19 protein-coding genes are annotated in these 20,040 nt (G+C 49.0%); 11 read left to right on the top strand and 8 right to left on the bottom strand.

Features of this window, described 5'->3' with window-relative positions; genetic code table 11:
* Positions 1 to 5: 5 nt before the first annotated feature.
* Positions 6 to 851 (bottom strand): 4Fe-4S binding protein, encoded by an 846-nt coding sequence (locus HX448_RS01520; RefSeq protein ID WP_102331443.1) that lies wholly within the window; start codon positions 849 to 851, stop codon positions 6 to 8.
* Positions 852 to 997: 146 nt separating this feature from the next.
* On the opposite strand from HX448_RS01520, the gene HX448_RS01515 reads away from it, so the two are divergent.
* From HX448_RS01515 to HX448_RS01505, 3 genes are all read left to right on the top strand, one after another.
* Positions 998 to 1,198 (top strand): hypothetical protein, encoded by a 201-nt coding sequence (locus HX448_RS01515; protein WP_102331444.1) that lies wholly within the window; start codon positions 998 to 1,000, stop codon positions 1,196 to 1,198.
* A gap of 72 nt (positions 1,199 to 1,270) precedes the next feature.
* Entirely contained in the window at positions 1,271 to 1,768 is a 498-nt protein-coding gene (locus HX448_RS01510) for a putative periplasmic lipoprotein (RefSeq protein WP_102331445.1), read from the top strand.
* An 8-nt stretch (positions 1,769 to 1,776) separates the two neighbouring features.
* Positions 1,777 to 2,466, top strand: coding sequence for a cytochrome c biogenesis CcdA family protein (locus HX448_RS01505; RefSeq protein ID WP_102331446.1), 690 nt, complete (start codon positions 1,777 to 1,779; stop codon positions 2,464 to 2,466).
* A 40-nt stretch (positions 2,467 to 2,506) separates the two neighbouring features.
* Here the strand turns inward: HX448_RS01505 and HX448_RS01500 are convergent, their stop codons facing one another.
* The 5 genes from HX448_RS01500 to HX448_RS01480 all read right to left on the bottom strand — a co-directional run bounded on the left by HX448_RS01500 (position 2,507) and on the right by HX448_RS01480 (position 9,709).
* A complete protein-coding gene (locus tag HX448_RS01500; protein WP_102331447.1) occupies positions 2,507 to 3,286 on the bottom strand; it encodes a cell envelope integrity TolA family protein in 780 nt (259 codons plus the stop codon).
* 30 nt (positions 3,287 to 3,316) lie between these two features.
* Positions 3,317 to 6,607, bottom strand: a complete 3,291-nt coding sequence (locus HX448_RS01495; protein ID WP_162485814.1) for an InlB B-repeat-containing protein — start codon at positions 6,605 to 6,607, stop codon at positions 3,317 to 3,319.
* A 147-nt stretch (positions 6,608 to 6,754) separates the two neighbouring features.
* Complete coding sequence (locus HX448_RS01490; RefSeq protein WP_102331449.1) at positions 6,755 to 8,509, bottom strand: PDZ domain-containing protein; 1,755 nt, start codon at positions 8,507 to 8,509, stop codon at positions 6,755 to 6,757.
* Positions 8,510 to 8,661: 152 nt separating this feature from the next.
* Positions 8,662 to 9,102, bottom strand: a complete 441-nt coding sequence (locus HX448_RS01485; protein ID WP_102331470.1) for a universal stress protein — start codon at positions 9,100 to 9,102, stop codon at positions 8,662 to 8,664.
* 430 nt (positions 9,103 to 9,532) lie between these two features.
* Positions 9,533 to 9,709, bottom strand: a complete 177-nt coding sequence (locus tag HX448_RS01480) for a hypothetical protein (RefSeq protein WP_162485797.1) — start codon at positions 9,707 to 9,709, stop codon at positions 9,533 to 9,535.
* Between HX448_RS01480 and HX448_RS10675 the strand changes: the two genes are divergently transcribed.
* The 8 genes from HX448_RS10675 (at position 9,625) to HX448_RS01440 (ending at position 15,603) form a co-directional block, all read left to right on the top strand.
* Entirely contained in the window at positions 9,625 to 10,050 is a 426-nt protein-coding gene (locus HX448_RS10675; RefSeq protein ID WP_226846870.1) for a methyltransferase family protein, read from the top strand. The two genes, HX448_RS01480 and HX448_RS10675, sit on opposite strands and share 85 nt — an antisense overlap.
* A gap of 285 nt (positions 10,051 to 10,335) precedes the next feature.
* Entirely contained in the window at positions 10,336 to 10,560 is a 225-nt protein-coding gene (locus HX448_RS01470) for a DUF2905 domain-containing protein (RefSeq protein ID WP_102331451.1), read from the top strand.
* A gap of 201 nt (positions 10,561 to 10,761) precedes the next feature.
* Complete coding sequence (locus tag HX448_RS01465) at positions 10,762 to 10,962, top strand: hypothetical protein (protein WP_102331452.1); 201 nt, start codon at positions 10,762 to 10,764, stop codon at positions 10,960 to 10,962.
* Positions 10,963 to 11,817: 855 nt separating this feature from the next.
* Entirely contained in the window at positions 11,818 to 13,320 is a 1,503-nt protein-coding gene (locus tag HX448_RS01460) for a glutamine synthetase family protein (RefSeq protein ID WP_102331453.1), read from the top strand.
* Between the two features lie 851 nt (positions 13,321 to 14,171).
* Positions 14,172 to 14,648: a hypothetical protein gene (locus HX448_RS01455; RefSeq protein WP_102331454.1), complete on the top strand. Its 477-nt coding sequence runs from the start codon at positions 14,172 to 14,174 to the stop codon at positions 14,646 to 14,648.
* Positions 14,649 to 14,679: 31 nt separating this feature from the next.
* A complete protein-coding gene (locus HX448_RS01450) occupies positions 14,680 to 15,117 on the top strand; it encodes a universal stress protein (RefSeq protein WP_102331455.1) in 438 nt (145 codons plus the stop codon).
* A gap of 22 nt (positions 15,118 to 15,139) precedes the next feature.
* Entirely contained in the window at positions 15,140 to 15,355 is a 216-nt protein-coding gene (locus HX448_RS01445; RefSeq protein WP_102331456.1) for a hypothetical protein, read from the top strand.
* 11 nt (positions 15,356 to 15,366) lie between these two features.
* Positions 15,367 to 15,603 carry a putative signal transducing protein gene (locus tag HX448_RS01440; RefSeq protein WP_162485816.1) on the top strand — a complete coding sequence of 79 codons (237 nt, stop codon included), beginning with the start codon at positions 15,367 to 15,369 and terminating at the stop codon, positions 15,601 to 15,603.
* Between the two features lie 448 nt (positions 15,604 to 16,051).
* On the opposite strand, the gene HX448_RS01435 is transcribed toward HX448_RS01440, so the two are convergent.
* Together HX448_RS01435 and HX448_RS01430 are read right to left on the bottom strand one after the other, a co-directional pair.
* Entirely contained in the window at positions 16,052 to 16,735 is a 684-nt protein-coding gene (locus HX448_RS01435; protein WP_102331458.1) for a response regulator transcription factor, read from the bottom strand.
* Complete coding sequence (locus HX448_RS01430) at positions 16,716 to 19,991, bottom strand: sensor histidine kinase (protein ID WP_162485817.1); 3,276 nt, start codon at positions 19,989 to 19,991, stop codon at positions 16,716 to 16,718. The genes HX448_RS01435 and HX448_RS01430 overlap by 20 nt, the downstream gene beginning before the upstream one ends.
* Positions 19,992 to 20,040 lie beyond the last annotated feature (49 nt).

The raw sequence follows: 20,040 nt of genomic DNA, 5'->3' as shown, positions 1-20,040 counted from the left end.
TCCTATCACCAGAGTTTACTGGCAACCGGGTGCAAAGCTCGGCTTTGAAGAACGATGGCGTCATTTTCACACGAAGAACGGCAGATTCCGCAGCCGTAACATCGGGTCAGGTCGATTCTGGATTTCCGTTCCCCCGCGCTGTAACTGATGGCGCCGAACTGGCAGACCTGCATGCACCTGCGGCAGCCGGTGCACCGGCTAGGTTTTATTTCGGCTATGAACTCCGACCTGAACATTATCGGGAAACCGTAGCCGACCGTCGCCCTCATCGCCAGACAATCCGTCCGGTCGCAGTTGCAGATCGCGCCGATAAACGGCGTCACAAAGGTCCACACGGTGTGGCACAGTCCTTCTTTTTCATGCTGTCTCAAACTGGTAATCGCCTGTTGTTTTGTCAGAACCTCGAGCCCAGATGTATCGGGGCCGGTTAGGTAGGAAACATCGACCTGCCGGATAAGGTCCGCCATCATCCCCCCGTTCGGAGCCATGCTCAGGCAATAGCAATACCGGTGTTCCTTGCCAAGGGTGCTGTGGCGGCAATAGCAAGCTATCCTGACGATGGAACCCAGCGAATCGAAGATCTTCTCGCATTCCTCGATCGGCACCACCTGTCCGAAGTGAGTCTTCATCTGTCGGTTCGTTACGTATGGGTTGACGACCGATTGGACGAATCCCGGCAATGTCTTTAATTTGCCCAGCTTCTCTATGCCGTTGGCCGACCGTTCCGGGTGCTTGATGAAATCGACGATGAACTCCCGGCGCTGAATATCGCTCATCAGGTCTTCGGAGTAGTTCCTGGCCTGGAGATACCAGCGTTTGCCTTCTCCATGTTGATGACAGAACTCACACATAGACCCATTTTCGCAGAAACACTGGCGAGATAAAAGAAGCATTTATGTTTAAGAGCAGCATCCGCCACTGGTCTTGCCGCAGGTAGTGACAATAAACCCTCGCAGGGAGTATGCTGAAACAGCCGAACCGTTCGCAGGAGGCTTTTATGAAACGCGGATTTCCCATTGGATGGATTGCCTCTTTGATCGGAATTCTCACCGCCATGGCCGTGTCAGTCGGCTGCGGCGACTCCCTGCAAAGTTCGAAATCCCCGAGCCAGAACTCTGGAGCTACGAATCCCCCTTCTTCGTCATTGCAAGTCCAAACGAGGATCGTTCTGGCGGAGATGTTCACCGGGGACTGGTGAGGCTACTGCCCGTTCGCGTCGCGAGCGATTGAAAAAAACGCCTCGGAACTAGGCCCCGGCAAGCTCCTGGTCTTGCAGTACCACTCCGGCGACAAATACGCCACCCCAGCTACAGAATCCAAGGCCACGGAATACAACGTGCGCGGCTTTCCTTCGATGTATTTCAACGGCGGCAACTTGGTCATGGGTGGCACCGATTCCAGTTACGCCCAACAGAGGGTCGTTATCGAGCGGGAATTAGCTAAACCGCCCGCTGTAGCCATTGTTTCGACGATGAAAACCGGGGGCGGCATCACCGTGACCGCTACTGTTACGAACATAAGCGCTGCTGCCGTAACCAACGCTAAGTTCTATGTCGTGTTGTTCGAAGACCTGGGGTTCGACGAGCACTACTATACGGTGCGTGATATCCCCGCCCCGGTCTCCGCCGTTAACCTTGCGCCAGGCGAATCCCGTCAGTTCAACATAAGCTCTGCCTACTCCGGGACGGCAACCACCATCAAGGCGGTGGTCTACCTGAAGGCTTCTAACGGTGAGATACTCCAGGCGACTCTCAGCGCTAAATCATAAATCATACAATGACGAACGTGGATTTTTGGGCAGCGCTGGGTGGCGGAGTGTTGTCTTTCCTTTCCCCGTGCGTGCTGCCCATGGTTCCGGTCTACCTGGCGTCGCTAGCCGGTCCGGAATTTTTGGACCCCGATAAAGCCGGGGGTATCGATCGCTCTAGTTTCTTTCTTCATTCGTTGAGCTTTGTTGCGGGTTTCAGCGTGATATTTTCGGCTCTCGGAGCCCTCGCCGCCTTCACCGGCACGATCATCAATCCGTTCTCGGCCGCCGTCCGCTACATCTCGGGAATCCTTCTGGTGCTGTTTGGCCTTTATATGCTGGCAGCGGCACGTTTCCCACACCTTAATTTCGAAAAAAGGGTGAATCTCCGGATCAGCCGCAGAGGCTACCTGAGGTCGTTTTTGACCGGAGCTGTATTCACCGTCGCCTGGACTCCCTGCGTCAGCCCCATCCTTGCCAGCATCCTGACACTCTCGATGTCCAGCGAAACCGCCTGGCAGGGCAGTTCTCTGTTAGCCGTCTATTCCCTGGGCTTGGGCATACCGTTTTTAGCCATCGGACTGGCGGCGGGCACCCTGGTACCTGCGCTTCGCCGTTTGAACCGGTTCACCATCTGGTTTTATATCGCCGGCGGCGTAGCGTTGATAGGCGTGGGGATCCTCATAATCCTGGGTAAACTTAATTTATTGGCGGCTTAAATCCCTGCGGATTATTCGACAGTCGGGAATAATACCCTTCTCATTCAGTCACATCGGGATCCGAAATCGTCTTGTCGAACGATTCCTTGAGTTTGGTCCCCAGCTTCGTGAGCGCTTCTTTCAATGCCTCGTTCGCAACTTTCGATGCCAGAGCCTTGGCTTCGACGCTGGCTCTCTCCAGGCGCGCGCGCGACTCGCTTTCCGCCCTTTGCCTGGCTTCTTCGACGATGCCTGACGCTTCTTTCCTAGCGGCTTCGAGGAGGCGCTTAACCTCAGCCTTAGCCACCTCCGAAGCCTGCCGCTTGGCGCGCTCGTGCGATTCGATAATCAGGTTCTCTGCCTTATCCTGGGCCTCGGCGATGAGCCGTATACACTCATGGTCAGCCCTCTCCCTGGCTATCTGTTTATATTCTTCAGCCGCGTAATCGGCATTGTGTTTGGAAAGCGCCACGTGGTCGGAGATTTCCTTTTCCGCCCTCTCGCGTTCCAGGGCGACCATTGAATCGATCTGCATCTGGGCCTGTTTCCTGGCGTCGTTAATGATGCGTTCTTTTTCTTCCATCGCCTTGGCGACGATGTCTATTGAGGTCATTGCCGCTTCCTGCCTGACCGTTTCGGCCTGTTCCGCCATGAAGTGGAACATCAATTCCTTATATTCCTGCCTCGCCCGCGCGATGATCGGGGCTGATTCCATCCCGACCTTTTGACGGATGCGCTCGCCCTCTTCTTCGATCACCCTGCTCAGGTTTTCGCTGACCTTCTCGATGACGGACGGCAGGTCCGGCGAGAATAATCTTGGATTTTCAGTCAAATTTTCCATCTAAACCACCTCAAAATATTATTTACGTATTTATCCGGCTTTGTCCTTGCCGTTCACCAGGATGATTCGCCCCTCTCTTTTTACGGTGCAGTTCACTAACATTTTAGACAGGGAAGCCACCAAGGCGATATCGCTTCCGACATTTATACACAATTGAACATCCGAATAACAATTGTTTAGTGTCAGCAGCTTGATCTCGGGGGTATGCTGGATGTAGTCACGTATGGCCGCTAAAGCGCCAGAGGAGGTGTTATGCAGACGGATGATGTACTCTCCGGCCTCGTCGTTGGGGCTTGAGGTCGCCCTCTGTCGTTCCTTCTTGGGAGGTCCCGGCTTGCTCAGGCTATTTGACGGCGATCCAAGCGCCGGAGACGCGACGAATTCCGCCATTGTGACCCGTTGGGTCTGACTGGTCGGTAACGGAGACTCGGCCGTTTGAGTGGCGGCCGTTCGAGGCTGCATTGATCTCCTCCGCGACATCAAAAATATCGCCACAATTGAAACCGGCAGCAACAGTCCGGCCATGATGACCGGATTAAAGCCGCCCGAAGAGTCAGGGCTGCTGCCTCCCGGTATCACGATGTTTGGCGACTGCGGCGTCGTTGAGGTCGGCTGGGCAACGATATTTACCGTCGTTACTGCGACGATCGGCGGATTAAAAGGCGTGCCGTCGTTCTGGACCAGTTGAACGCCGAGCGTGTGCGCGCCCGGAGCGATGTTGTTCCAGGTAAATGATTCAGACGTTCCCTCAGCATAGGTTCCCGGCGCCGTAAGTGCTGATACGCCCTGAACAATCGGAATACTTACGTCCAGGTAATAAATGACTCTTCCTTCTCCCGGTACGTTGCTATGTTCGCCCGTAGTCAGCCTCAAATTGCCGACGAAAGCCGATAGAGTGACGCTTCCCAGGTCGAACGATGTCCCCGTAATTGGCGTGTTGATCTTGAGCGTTGGAGGCGCTTGAACTGGCGCCGGAGAAAACAGGGCAAAACTGGTGAAATGGCTCACCTGGGCGGTGACCGTATTTGCATCGGTATCGACCTTGCCCGTGAGCATGACCCACTCCACCCCATCCCACCAGGCGATAGCCATTTCCGACTCGAGCGTGCCGGGCGGCACCTGGGCATCTGCATAATGAAAGGTCATTGAGATCGCCGGTGTGAATGTGACACCGTCAGGTCCCATTTCATACGCTAAAATCAAAGTATTCTGCGGCGGGCTTGGAGGCGACGTGTCCAGAGGAGCAGCCGAAAGGAAGGACTGGGCTGCTCCGGCGGCATTCCATATGGACACGCCCACAGCGATATCGAGTTTCAGTTGTCCGTCAGAGGTTTCGACACTGCCGGGCGCGATAGCTTTCCCGTTGCCGTCCATGACCGGGGATGTCCCTGATAATCCTATGGCGATAACCTGCGATCCAAAACCCCCTCCACCGCCGCCATCCCCGCTTAATTCGGCCCACTTGGCATACAGGGTGACGTTGCCGGTCACTGTGTCGGTGCCGAAATTCCAAATAGTAACGCAGGAGGCTTCCCTGTACCAGCCGGAGAAGGTGTAGTTGTCCCTTGCGGGTGGAGACGGCAATATTACCTGCCCGCCATGGGCAACCGATTGAGAAATGACCGCGGAGCCTCCCTGTGAATCGAATGTCACGGTATAAGAGTTAAGCATCCACCGGGCGTACAGGGTAATATCGGCAATGACCGCGTCGGTACCGAAATTCCAGGAATTGGTGCACAGTGCTTCCTTATACCAGCCGCCGAAGGTGAAGGTAGGCTTTGTCGGAGGAACGGGCAATGCTGCCAACCCGCCGTGCCCGACCATCTGTGGGACGACAAGGGAGCCTCCTTGGGGATCGAAGGTCACGGTGTGAATATCGGCGGCAAAACTGGCATTCGCCGAGATATCGGCGGTGACATTGATGTCGGTACGGCTTGCGGTCAGTATCCCGTCGCTCCAGCTGACAAAATGGTATCCAACATCAGGCACCGCGGTGACGGGATCACCGTTGCCGTTGTAATTTACCGTCTGGGGCGAGACGCCGTTAATACTGCCGTGAACGTCGGCGGTATAAGTCAACGTGTAAGTGTTAATCGCAAAGCTGGCGGCGATGCTGTGGTCGCCGGTGACGTTGGTGAAAGTATATGAAGCCGTCGTCCCGACCGAAGCGCCGTCGACCAGGATATCTGCTATGTGGTAGCCTGAATCCGGACTCACAATGAAATCCTGGCTTCCGCCCGAGACGACGGCTACGGCTCCGGAAGGATTGATGGTGCCGCCGGCGCCGGCGCCGGCCGTTATCGTAAAGGTTTGCGGACTGTCTGTTTCGAAGCTGACCGTGATCGTATGGTCAGCGACGACATTCGTGAACGTGTATGACGACAGCGCTCCGACCGAAGCTCCGTCGATAAGCATGTCCGCAACATGGTAACCGGGATCGGGAGTGGCCGTGAAGGACTGGCTCCCTCCCGAAGGCACGCTCACCACGCCGGACGGATCGATGGTACCGTGGTTACCGGCGGTGGCGGTGATGGTAAGGTTTTGGGGCAAATCCGGGGCAAAACTGGCGCTCACTGAGAGGTCCGCGAATACATTTGTTTCTGCCCTGCTTGCTGAAAGAATCCCGTCGCTCCAGGTCACAAAATGGTACCCGATATCGGGCACCGCTGTAACTGTACTTCCGCTCCCTCCATGGTTCACCGTCTGCGGCGTCGTGCCGTTGACCGAGCCGCCGGGACCGGCAGCATAGCTGAGAGTGTAGGTGTTCACCGCAAAGCTGGCGGCGATGCTGTGGTCGGCGATAACGTTTGTGAAGGTGTACGACGTCAGCGCGCCTACCGAAGCTCCGTCCACCAGTACATCAGCGATATGATATCCGATGTCGGATGTAATGGTAAAAACCTGGGTCCCGCCGAAGGTAACCGTGACCGTTGCGGATGGTTCGATGACGCCCCCGATGCCTGCGCTTGCGACGATGGTAAAACTCGGTTGAGTGTCTGGAGCAAAACTGGCTGCAATGGTGTGGTCGGAGGTGACATTAGTAAACGTGTACAGAGCCACCGCCCCGACTGAGGCGCCGTCCACCAACACATCCGCGATATGATACCCTGGGTTCGGCGTGATGGTGAACGATTTGCTATTCCCCTCGGGAACGTTCTGTGGGTTCGGGGGAGTGATTATGCCGCCGGTTCCGGCGCTTGGCGTAATAGTGAACTGCCTGTCAGCAAATAATTGCGCGGGATTGAAAAATGAAAAGCAGACAAGGACGACACAAAGGAGTTTGATGAAACTGGTGATTAATTGAAAGGGACGATTTTTCATGCCCAACTACATCTCCCGGCATCGCCCCTCTACGTTTACTTTCGAAGAATCATACTCCTGAGTTAATCGTTTGACAACAATTATTTTTAATCGTTTTTAGCTTGGATGGAATATTCAGATTTACCCATGTCGAGGTTGACCGTTTGATCATCCTGCCGGAGGTAAACTGTTCAAAAAATCGATAGCGTCCTGGGCGGATTTAACCGGAACCACAATGATGTTCTTTGCCGCTTTTGACGCGTCCGCGAAATTTTCCATTGGGGTTAGAAAGTACCTAGCGCCCGCCCTCTCCGCCGCCGCTACCTTCTGCTGGACGCCGCCTATGGCGCCTACGTTTCCGTCGATGTCGATCGTGCCCGTTCCCGCTATCCGGTATCCCTTGGTCAGGTCGTCTGGAGTAACGCGATCGTAAACCGCCAGCGTGAACATCAGCCCTGCCGAAGGTCCGCCGATAATTTTTCCCGGTGTTATTTCCACGGGGAACGGTAGAGTAAAACCGGTTAGGTTTGTCTCGCCGCCGATCCCGATGCGCACCGGACCACCAACAATCGCAGGCGGCAGCGTCCCAACCATCACCTCGAGCGTCTCACCTTTGCGGAGAACCGTCAACCGGATTTCAGCGCCCTCCTTTTGACCACGCATCAGGTTTTGGAGGTCGCTGATGGAGTTAACCGGTTGCTGGTTCAGTCCTGTTATCACGTCGCCCTCCTTGAGTACGGTATCGGCCGGGCTGCCTGACAGGATGGATTCGACGTAAACACCATCGCTTGTAGCGATAACCGGGTACCCGGCGAGCCGCAGCCCGACCACAGTCGCCGTGGTCTGGCTGTCGATGAGCATGTGGTGTCCCTCTTCGGCCTGTGATTGGACCGATTCGTTCGGCGGGAAAATCTCTTCTTCCGGCGCCAGCCTAACAGAATTATCAAAATGGCCCCACACCCACTCCGCAAATATTATCGGCGCCTGGGGGATGACAGACGTGAGCATCAGGCTCCCGTTTGAAAAGTGACTGTACTCAGCCTGGACCCGGACCATCGGTTCCACCCGCGCGGTTACTCCGGGCGCGTAAAGCCCGTAATTGATCGGCATCAAACCAACCGTAATAGCTGCCAAGGGTAAAATCGATAGAGCCGCGAGTCCGAAAGACGTTCCGCGCCCACGCTTTTGAGTAACTTCTTCTTCGGGGAAGGGCGGGGACGGGGCTTTGACTGCGACGGATGAAATTGCCATTAAAGCGGCTTGGGAAAAGGCGATGAGCCCCGCCTGCAACTCCAGCCGGGCTTGCTGAGATATGAGAACTATCCCCCAAAAGGTAATGGCAATGATCAGCCAGAAGCCCGCCCATGTGGCCAGCCAGGTACCACGAGCCGGTTTGTCCAGAAACCCCCAGAAGATCGCCCTTAGCAGTCGTCCGCCGTCGAGTGGAAAAGCCGGGATAAAATTGAATACCGCGATAAAAAGGTTGAAAAACACCAGGAATAAAGCGACCGCGTTTACAGAAGAATTGATCTGCTGGTTCCAGACCAGAAAAGCGGCGACCGCCAACAACACTTGCGCTATCGGTCCCGAAACGGCAGAAATAGCCTCCCGTCCGTAACTTCCGGCAGCCGGCCAAACTTGTGCCGGTTCAGCTATTAGGTAAATCGGGATTTTGTCCGGTAAGTCCCCGCCCAGGAGCTTTGTAGCAAGGACGTGCGCCGCGACATGTAACAGAAGCGAAGCCAAAACAAGGACAATGATGGCGCCGGCGATTATCCAGCTCTGGGTGTTTGAGGTCGATTCTATCAACGGCACGTAGATATGGACGATCCCCCAAAACATCAAGGGGATGATCAGGATCCAGGCGGCATCCAAACTGACCTTCACCCGACAAAGACTTACGTTCAATCCGGGAAAATTCATGACGAGCGAAAATCTTTCCGCATTATCGGCGCCGTTGTGAAGCGGTGATCAATTCAGATCATTGTGAGAGGAGACCAAGTGGGCCCGATTCTCCCTTTAGAGAAACAAAAGCCGTGCTGAAATTCTCGGCACGGCTTCAACTTATTCTCCATTTAAGTCACTTGAGGTCTGATCAACAGTACCGGTATTTTGGAGTGGCGGACAACCCGCTCAGCCGTGCTCCCAATCAGCCAATGTGCGATACCAGACCTTCCATGAGTAGACATGGCTATCACATCGACTCCAAGGTCTTCCGACGTTTTGAGAATCATATTAGCAGCCCCGCCTTCCCGAATCAGAGACGTCACCTTCATTCCGGCGGCTCGCAACTGTCCCAAAATTGCCTCCATGTACTTGCCCGCTTGTTCCTCCTCTTGGTCGACCGTCGCCCCAGCAATTGCGGGGTCTTCAAAAGCGAAGGATTGGGCGGGATTTGCGGCAACATTAAGTAGGATGATTTCTGCGCCTTCTGAATACGCAAGAGCCTTTGCGTGTGGGAGTACACCCTCCGCAGTCTTGGACCCATCTAGAGGTACGAGGATCTTTTTGTACATTTCCAATAGTCCTTTTTTTGATATTTTTGAGGTCCGTCTTGGACCTTTCAATACATTTTTGTCAAATTCTGATTCTAGCCTTGTCGCAGGTTTCTCGAATTTATTTCTCCAGTTCATAGGATGCCCCTAAGGCTAGGCAGGAGAATCGGCCTAGCCTTGCATTGTATTCCCCGATAGTTATAATACACTTGTGGAAGACCACCCACCCGAACTCCCCAATTGAATCAAGCAAGCAGTTGCGCAGGTCAAGACCAACGATGGCCGCACCACGTATGCTTGGCGATACCAAAATGCATGGTGGTTAACTACATTAAGCAGTCCGGGTTTTTGGTCACTTCAGGGAGGCTTAGTCCATACTAATACCTGGGTAATATCAATGAAAGCAGGTCAATTGCATGCTGCCATTTCCCTGGGACTACTAGTGTTGTTATTAGTTGATGGTTTCGTCATTTTCAGAGTCATAGTCCGTCATGACTATCAACGATATAAAAAGTTGACCCTCTTTCCTCTGTACTTCAAGTGTTGATTTTCGGTTTGCTTTTCGCCCTGCCATTTTCGTTTTTACCTCCCGATTGGCCATGGTTTTATCAACAACTAACTTCGTCATCCAGAGTATTCGGTGCAATCATCGTTAGCATGGGTTGTGTCCTTTCTTTCGGAACCATGCTGTCATTTGGATTGAAAAAAGCTTTCGGTTTAGAAACGAGTAGTCTGGTTCGATCCAGTGTCTATAACATATCAAGGAATCCACAAATCGTTGGTGGGTGGTTCATGGTCATAGGGATAAGCGTGCAATTTCCCTCTTTTCATTCGATCGCCTGGGTAGTAGCTAGTATAATTGTTTTCCATCTGATGGTTTTGTCCGAAGAAGAGCACCTAATAGATGTGTTTGGCACTAAATATAAAGAATATGCTGTCCAAGTACCCCGTTACTTGTTTTTCTTCTAATACGGGAAAAGCTCAACTCTTTCGTAGGCATCTATACCTAGCCTCCTACTTGGGCAATCTGTGAGGGACTGACGATCCGCCTCTTATAATGCGGCAAGTTTTTCACAAAATGGAACTTCCTTCAGTGACACCCCGAGGGTGATTCACCAGCCCCTCGCTCGTTTCCATGTCACAGCCTCCATGATCTCCCGTGTTTCCGGCAGAGTCCGACTCCTTCAACCATGAGTTAAGGCTTGGTTGATTCCTGTTTGGCCTTGTATTTGAGCTTGAAGCTATAATATACCCATGGATTTTAGCCAGATGGGTAAATGGCTCATCGTTCTAGGGATAGGTATTGTCGTTATCGGTATCGTCATGGCCGTTTCAGGTAAGTTTGGCTTCGGCAAACTTCCGGGTGACTTCACTTTCCACATCGGAGATTCCACGATATTTGTACCTTTAGCCTCTGTCATCATTATTAGCCTAGTGCTTACAGCTATCGCTAACCTGATTATCAGACTGTTCAAGTAACTTCAAGATTATTTTAACGATCAGGTGATGACGAACGGACCGAGCTTCACTCACTCGGTCCGTTTGACATTTAGCCAATCCAATCGTTTTCGGTTTCGGAGACCAAAGTATATGTTGATTGTTACTAATGGGGGATTTACAAAGACTGACAATCCTCAAACAATGGAACCGGATATTAACTCTTGAACAAAATGAGGCACTATGGAAATCACAAGAGGATATTATATCGAGCTTATGATGGAGAATTTTCCTTTAAAAAAATTACTAACTTATAAACTGCCCAAAAAGCCAAGGGATTTTATCGATGGATACCGAGGTAGAAAGATAAGAATCGTCCACAATCATCACCAAGGATCAGCGGTTCCCAATATTGCCATCCAAGAATTTCGAAGTCCAATTTAGATTTCACAGAGCCCGACTGTCCCTTTCAAGGAGGACGACGATCTACAAAACGCGTTGAGCCTCCTATAGCCTTTCGGCGTCTCTGGCTTTAATCCAGTTCAGTAAGTTTCGTGTTTCGGAAAGAGTCCGACTCTCCTCGTCTCCACCAGAAACCCAAGAGAGCCTTTGGGAGAAGATCCCAAGGGCTCATTTATTACATAGATCTTTGAATGTTTCTTGGTTGATGCCACCTGGGAGATAGACCTGAAGGGTGACTTTGGCATTATGGCGACAATTCTTCCAGCAGAAAAACGGTCGATTCAACAGAAATAGTAGAAGAAGTTATTAGACAAAAGTAATCCGGCCCTAATCATGGTATCAGTCGCCCGGTTGCTTTTAGCACGATTTTTCCGAAGTTATTACCACTGTCGCGAATTGAAAACATTTCAGACAGTTCAGACCCTTTTACGGGCGAAGTTAACAAAATAGCCAGGTACTAGCTCTGCCTGGCTATTGTAATTAGAGCAGTTACAGCTATAATACTCCAAAAGGATTGCTGCGATCGTCCGAACTAGCTAAAAACTACTGCCCATTTGTGGCAGGTCAAAACTCAGATACACCGATTCCCTGAAGATAGCCGGCATTCGCCAATATTTCAAGAGACATTTTACCCAGCGAATTTTTCCAGAATCTTGTATAATCCCTTTTTATATTACGGGATTGGTCTCTGACTACAGTGACTAACTAAATCAGTATCAATAATCGATGCAAAAAGTATTGATTCGAAAATAGAAGAAGCATTGTAATCGGAGAGGCCTATGACGTACGTAGTTACGGGACAAGTCAAATTTAGGAGAGGAATCAGTAGTGTCTCAAATGACTCAAAAACCAGCAAATCTTAATGCGAACAGACTGGCCAGCTATTTAGATAAGGCTCCAGAGGATTTCTCCAAACGTGACATCATAAAATACATCGAAGAAAACAATATTGCCTCCGTCAATTTTCGGCACCTGGGCGGCGACGGACGACTCAAAAATTTGAACTTCATAATCAACACTCGGGAACAATTGGACCAAATTCTGTCCTCCGGCGAGCGTGTAGACGGTTCTAGCCTGTTTTCTTACATCGATTCCGCGTCGAGCGACCTCTATGTCGTCCCCCGATACAAGACCGCCTTCGTCAACCCTTTCTCCGCGGTTCCAGCTATCGACATTCTATGCACCTATTTTACGAAGGAAGGCAAAAGGCTAGAAAGCGCTCCTGAAAATATTTTGAAAAAAGCCAAGGACAATCTGAACGCTAAAACCGGAATGCGGTTCGAAGCCATGGGAGAGCTGGAATACTACGTGATTGCTCCGCACCAGCATCTCTATCCTACCGTTGCTCAACGAGGCTACCAGGAGTCCGCCCCGTTCTGTAAATGGGAAACTTTAAGATACGAGGCTATGAACTTGATTGCCCAATCGGGCGGCAAGATCAAATACGGTCACTCTGAAGTCGGACATATTTCATCTGACGATCATGAAATGGAACAGAACGAAATCGAGTTTTCACCGGTTAATGTCGAGGATGCCGCCGACCAGTTGGTGGTAGCCAAATGGATACTGCGTATGCTGGGTAAGCGTAATAATGTTACCGTAACTTTTGCGCCCAAGATACTCGTTGGTCATGCCGGTTCGGGTATGCACGTCCACACCCGGGTGATGAAAGGCGATCAGAACATGCTGGTTGACGGAGGCCGGCTGAATGATTTCGCCCGAAAGGTGATTGCCGGTTATTTGAAGCTTGCGCCTTCATTGACCGCCTTCGGTAATACTATCCCTCTATCATTTTTGCGTTTGGTACCGCATCAAGAAGCTCCTACCAATGTCTGCTGGGGCGACCGTAACCGCTCTAGTTTGGTGCGGGTGCCGCTGGGGTGGCTGCATTCGAACGATATGGCGGCTGAAGCCAATCCTAACGAAAATGCGACTGCACGGAATTTCAGCAATAATCAAACCGTAGAATTCCGCTCACCCGATGGCTCGGCCAACATCCATCTGCTGATGGCTGGCCTGGTAGTGGCCGTCCAGCACGGACTAGAGCTTGAAAATGCCTTGGACCTGGCTAAGAAACTTTATGTTGATGTCAATATTTTTGCTTCGGCTAATAAAGAGATCCAAAGTAATTTACCGCAATTGCCAACATCCTGCTGGGATGCCGCGGATTGCTTGCTCAAAGACCGGGGTATTTATGAAAAAGATGGAATCTTCCCTGCATCGGTAATTGACGGCCTATCTAAGATGCTCAAACGCTATGAAGATAAAGACCTGAGTGAACGTTTCTATGGCAAAGGCGACGAAATTCAGAAATTGGTTGACCAGTATATTCATATATAATGTAAAGTCGCTGTTTAGGTCGTTTTTAGCGCTTGCCAATATCAACGACTGGTTCAAAGACCATTCAGCACTCCAAGAATGACTGTGTTTAAGAGAAACAGAGAGGTTTTTTAAAGCCTCTCTGTTTCACCAGTTTAGACCCAGTTCAGCAGTTCCGTCGCGTTTCAGGCAGAGTCCGACTCTCCCCTTTCGACGTTAGCGAGCCTAAAAGCAAACGAGAGGTTGTTGATGCCTCTCGTTTTTTTAATCCTGAACTAATTCCTCTTCAGACATTCGATATTTAACCCACTTAAACAAGGTCAAGGGGATTCATTTATTTTAAGTGGTAAATTTGGGTCGACTCGACTTTTAGCTCCTCTTGCTTCCGGAGCCTGGAAAGGAGAATACCCTCTTGCAACGAACTGGCCTGGTTCAGTGATGATGTAACCTACCCCACAGGTTGTACATGTCTGGTGCCGGGGTAAGGACAAACACCAACCATACACTTCAACACCGCATTTGGGGCATATTCCTCTGGGTGCCATACTTTTATTTTGGGCTGATTAATCCATCAAAACAAGATGCATTTCCCTTACCTAACCTCAATATACCGTGCAATTATTAGTAACAGTCTCTCATCTTTTGCAATAATGCATCGGTCTCCGCCAATGTTTCCGGTTTCGTCCCTTTTTTAAAGTAGCACGACTAGCAAAAGGCCGAGAGCACTATGCTCTCGATGTCCGGTTCTTAACCAATCAACTATCCGTCGCGTTTCAGAGAGAGTCCGACTCTCCGAGGAAAATACCTAAGATTGGGTTCTATCCATCGGGAGTATAATTGATTAGGACCGAGCTAGAGGAGTGACTATTGCTATGCAAATGCTCCTTTTTCTAATTATCATTCTATTGATCCTCTTCGTCCTGCCATTTCACGGCAAAATCGGTGGCTTTAGTAAGTGGCTGTTCAATACGAAGAGCATCTGGGGTGTTTTCTGGGCTCTGGTAGCAATTTCCGCCGTCAGTATGCTCGGGTTTGTACCTGGGATTAACGAGTTATTCTTCGGCCCCATCTATGCCCTACTATTCGTGTCTTTCATAGTGCTAGGCATTACACTTGTGCTTCTTCCTTGGCGCAGTGACATGCAAGGATGGCTCAGAACATCGTTAATCTTGACGGGCGCGTCTCCTGCCGCCGTTGTTGTGATCTTTATCGTAGGTTCGGCTTTAGATGAAGCTACAAACTGGGGCGGCGAACTCGGAAATATCGTCATCTACGCTCTGTTCGCCCTATTTATATTTAGCGCAATCACCACCATCTATCTCAGGCACAAAACGAGCCATCATGCCTGAACAGCCTATTTAATCGAATTGAGAGGTAAGTATGTATAACAAAATCCTCGTTTGTTTAGATGGGTCGAAGCTCGCTGAACAGATTCTCCCTTATGTCGAAGCACAGGCTGTAGCCTTCAAGAGCAATGTCGAATTAATACAGGTTGTAACGTTCTCAGGCAAGGAATCACAGAACCACCCCACAACATACCTAGAATTACTTCAGATGGCCGAAGCTGATGCCAGGCTCTACCTTGAATGCGTTGCGGATTCACTGAGGAAGAAAGGTATCAAGGTTGGATGCGTTGTCTTGAACACCACACCTGTTGGTTTTTCCATCGTCAATTATGCCCAGACGGTCGGTTCACTCGACCTCATCGCCCTGGCCACCCATGGCCATGGGGGTCTGGGCATACTGCTGATGGGTAGTGTGGCTGATTACGTACTCCAGAAAGCAGGACTTCCTTTGCTGGTCATCAAGCCGAGTTAATCCCGCGCCATCGAGAGGAAAGATGAAAGCTTCTGAATTAATCAAATTATTACAGAAGTACCCTGGAGATACCAGAGTCTTGGTTTGGGACCAAGAAAATTTTGCCTATGCCGAACCTGAGCTAAAAATCGAAGACTTGATTATAGCCATTGAATTCGGTGCTGAAAAGATCTGCCCTTCTGCCAAGAAGTGGCAATATAGCGATACTCGAACCATTCAGGTCATCACTATAAGGTAGCTATGAATGCAATGAAATACCACGAAAATTTCTCTGTGGTTGCTATCGTTCAGGGCGAACTAAGAGCTAGCGTCACCAAATCACGCCTAGAAAGCGCGGGCATACCGGTTCTCCTCGAGTACGAAAGTGCAGGCAGGGTCATCGGCATCAATATCGATGGTCTCGGAGAAGTGAAAATCCTGGTACCCAAATCATTCGAGGATGAAGCTAAACAAGTCTTAAAAACTGAGATGAGACCTACACCATAGCTAAATCAATTTGGTCAAACAAAAAACCCGACCAAGATAGTATGAACGAAAGACGAGAGACTAACCTTTTGTCCCCTCTTAGCTGCGCTAATTTTAACCAAATTCAATAATTCCCCTGTTTCAGGTTTGGTCCGACTCTAACGGTCCGGATTGAAGCTCTCGGTCCGTCCAGTACTTAACCAATTAAATCTGCGTCGGTCTGTTGTGGTTCTTAACCAATTCATGCTCCGTCGCGTTTCGGAGAGACCCCGACTCTCCCCCGTCTCCACCATGATTAGAATGAGGCTGATGGCGCGAATCTACCATCCTTTTAAGCATGATTTGTTCGTAAATCAGCGTTAGCTAAGCCCGGTTCTACAGACGACTAAGAGCTGTGGGAAGGCATACCTTGTTTCCAATGTCGTTCGCACTATCAACTTATGACATCTCGAACCATTCGAACCAACCTTCATCTCGATAGGTTCAATGAATACCCGATGCCCGGTTTGGTAGAAATATAGGCAAGTTCCGGGTCATTTTGTTCGATTTTTTGTCGAATCCGGCTGATGTAAACTCTGATTGCTTCAACTGATTCTGGGAGGTCATCACCCCATAGAACACGAGAAAGGGCTCCTTGCGTTACAACAGAATTAGCATTTTCCAGAAGTTTTAGGAAAATTATACACTCACTTTTAGTCAAAATTATTTCCCGGTTATCAAAATAAAGTTTGTGAGTTGCCGGCGTCAGCTTAAATGGTCCTTTTGCGTACACCGCATCAACTGGAGCGATACCTTGGTGACGCAAGACTGTTTTTGCTCGTGCGAGGAATTCCAATTGTTTAAACGGTTTTACTATATAGTCATCAGCACCCAATTCCAAACCTCGGACGATATCGTATTCGTCACCCCGAGCAGTGAGAATAATTACCGGTGTCAATGAAAATAACCGAATTCTCTTGAGCACCTCTAGTCCATCGATGTCAGGCAAACCCAAATCCAACACTGTCAGATCGGGATTCCACTGTTCAACTGCAAGTAATCCTGTTTCGCCTTTACTGGTGATCTTGAATTCGACTTCAGGCCATCGCATTTTGAACAGCAGGTTTAGTGAGTCAACGATCCCGGAATCATCTTCAATAATTAGGACTTTCATGGATGTTGCCTCCATTCCCAGGCAAATTAAATCTGAATGTGCTGCCCTTCTCGGGTACACTGGAAACAGTTAACCGACCTCCATGAAGTTCAACAAACATCCTTGACAGCACCAAACCTAATCCAAGCCCGTCACCTTTGTTGTGATTTTTGGTCTGATATTTTGGTTCAAACAAATGAGGGAGAATCTCGGGATCAATGCCACTACCAGTGTCTGTCACGGATACTATAACCCCATTTCCCTCAGACCTGACATCGAGAGTCACTTTACCGCCTTCGGGAGTAAATTTCAGCGCATTATCAACAAGGTTTAACACTACCTCCCCTATTCGCTCTGGATCAATCGACATTATGGGCATACTATCATCGTGCTCATAATCGAACGCAATCCCTTTGTTGGATGCCACAGGAACGAGATCATTGTATAAATTTTCGAAGAATATATTGGGATCAAGTTCTTGTTTATTAACTTTGAGAACGCCACTCTCGCCTTTTGCCAGATCCAGTAATTCAGCGCACCTCTTATCAAGCCTGTTGACTGCACGGTCGATCACTTTAGACAGGCTGTAATAGGGCTCAGTTTGCGCTACGTCAGCAAGTAACTCACTGGAGATCGAAAGGGAAGTCAGTGGTGTTTTAAGTTCGTGCACCAGAGCCCTGGTATATTTCACACGGTCTTCGATCTCTTCGCTCAATTTAGACTCTGTAATCTTGTGTTTTTCAACCTCTTCTTTGAGTTGGACCGTTCTCCTATCTACCAGTATCTCCAGTCTTTCTTTTTGTCGAGTAACACTGGCAACCCTCAGCCTTATTATCGAAAGAGTAAAAAACGCGGCTGCAACTGCTGACAAAATGTAAAACCACCAGGTATTCCAAAAAGGTGGAGCGACCTTAATAGTCAAAGAGAGAGTCTCGGTTTCCCATTCGCCATCAATTTGTGACGCTCGGAGGAAAAAGGTGAAAGTTCCTTTTGGCAGGTTGGTGTACGAAACACTTCTTTGGTCAAAATTTTGAGTTCGCCATTCGCTATCAAATCCATCAAGTTTAAAAGAATAGGTTGTCTTGGTTGGAGAAATATATTCAAGAGCGGCGAAATCAATAACTAATGAATTGTTCTTGTAGTTGAGTGAAATAGTTCTCGCGTCATGGGCTGGCTCAGAGAGTTTCAATGTCCCCGTAATGGTATTTATACCGGTAATAACAAGTTCGGGAGCTTTGTTTTGAACCTCCAACATGGCCGGATCAAACCAGTTTAAACCATTGATTCCTCCAAATAATAACCATCCATTATTATCCTTATAGAAAGCACCCTCACTGAATTCATTGCTCTGCAAACCGTCAGAAACATCATAATGTCGTATATTCTGGCCACGAGGATCCATTCGATAAAGTCCATTATTACCACTAAACCAAAGAGCCCCTGAGTTATCTTCAAGAATTCCATACACGACGCCAAACTGGCTCTCTCGGTATCCGATGTAACGAATGAAAGTACCGGCATCCGTGTCAAACTTATCGATCCCATTATGGGTTGCAATCCATATTTCGCCTGATTTAGATTTGAAGATATGCCTTATTATGTTTGAACTCAAACTTGATGTGTTACTTTCGGAGGAAATGTAATGATGTGAAATACCTTTGTTCAGGGAGAATTCAAATATGCCCGATCCAGTGCCAATCAGTAAGTATCCGTTTTTCTCGATAATTGTATATATGGTAGTCGATGGGATTCCAATGGTTTGCCCAAATCTTTCAATTGTCTCAGTGCTCGGGTCAAATCTGTCTAAACCACTATTAGTCCCAATCCATAAATTGTTGGCGCCATCGAAATATAATGACCATATGACATCATCGCTGAGACTATTAGGGTTGTCTTTTTCACGAACCCAAACCCGAAAGTCTCCCGATTGAGGATCCAATTTGGCCAATCCTCCAGTTGTCCCAATCCACAACGACCCCTTCTTATCTTCAATAATCGTTTTAATGGAATCATTCGGTAAACCAAGAGGTTTCTTGGGATCGTAGGCATATTTGATGATCTGACTGGTTTTAGGATTATAGGAATTGATTCCCCCTAAAGTTCCGAACCAAAAAACACCTTTACTGTCTTGGAAAATCGCTTTGACAACGTTATTGCTCAGACTATTCTGGTTCCCGGGATTGTTCCTCAGGCACAAGAATGCCTGTTTGCTAGGGATATACTTTTCGACGCCTCCGTTTAAAGTGCCAATCCAAACAATTCCCGATCGATCCACCAACAGTGACCAAATCACATCGTTACTTAGGCTATCTATATTCCCGGGATCATTGAAAAATCGGATGAATGAATTTGTCTTTTTATCATATTTGTTCAAGCCATAGGTTGTGCCGACCCAGATGTTACCCTCAAGGTCTTCGGTTATCGCCCGAATTCGGTTATTCGATACGCTTGCGGCATTTTCAGGTTCATTAGTGAAATGTTTCCAACTTTCTTCAACCGTGTTCAACACATCCAATCCATTACTTGTCGAAATCCAAATTTGGCCAGAACTGTCTTCAAAGAGTGCCCGGATTGTGGTTCCTGAAAGCCCATTATCACTGCCTGGCGACCACAAGTAATGGGTAAACGCATTTGTTGCGATGTTATATCTGTCCAAACCAGCTTCCGTACCGATCCACAGATTGCCTTTGGAATCAAGAAGAAGCGCCCATATGTAATTGTCGATTAGGGAATTATCCTCCATCGGATTGGAAACAAAATGGGTGAATTTCTGCGTTTTTGGATCGAACCGATCAAGCCCTACTGGCGTCCCGATCCACAAGAAACCTTCAGCATCTGCTTTAACCACCCTTACTAGATTGCTGATGATCGTATTAGGATCAGAATCCAAATGTTTGTAACTTACAAAAGTTGAATCAATTTTGTTAAAAAGGTTTAAACCACCATTTAGCGTTCCAGCCCAGATTGTTCCATATGAATCTTCGACAATAGAATTGATATAATTGTCAGAAATGGATTTAGGATCCAGAGGATCGTTTCTGAAAACCCTAAAAGATACTCCATCAAATCGGTTTAAACCATCTTTAGTTCCAAACCAGATAAATCCCTGCTCATCCTGTAATAGCGAAAGTCCTGAGCTCTGTGACAATCCTTGTTCTATTGACAGATGTTCGAAATATGCGTAATCCTGTGCAATGACTTTGTCGATAGGTATGATTCCTATCATCAACAATCCAATTGCGAGAGCGGTCAGAATAGGAAATCTGATCTTCGTCATAAGTTCGGATATTGTCTCATCATGCATTTCAATCTAACAGTCCATTTTT

This window comes from Dehalogenimonas etheniformans (genome assembly GCF_014672715.2).
GTDB lineage: Bacteria > Chloroflexota > Dehalococcoidia > Dehalococcoidales > Dehalococcoidaceae > Dehalogenimonas > Dehalogenimonas etheniformans.
The sequence above is the reverse complement of the archived record's forward strand: the minus strand, read 5'-3'. Positions and strand labels throughout refer to the sequence as shown.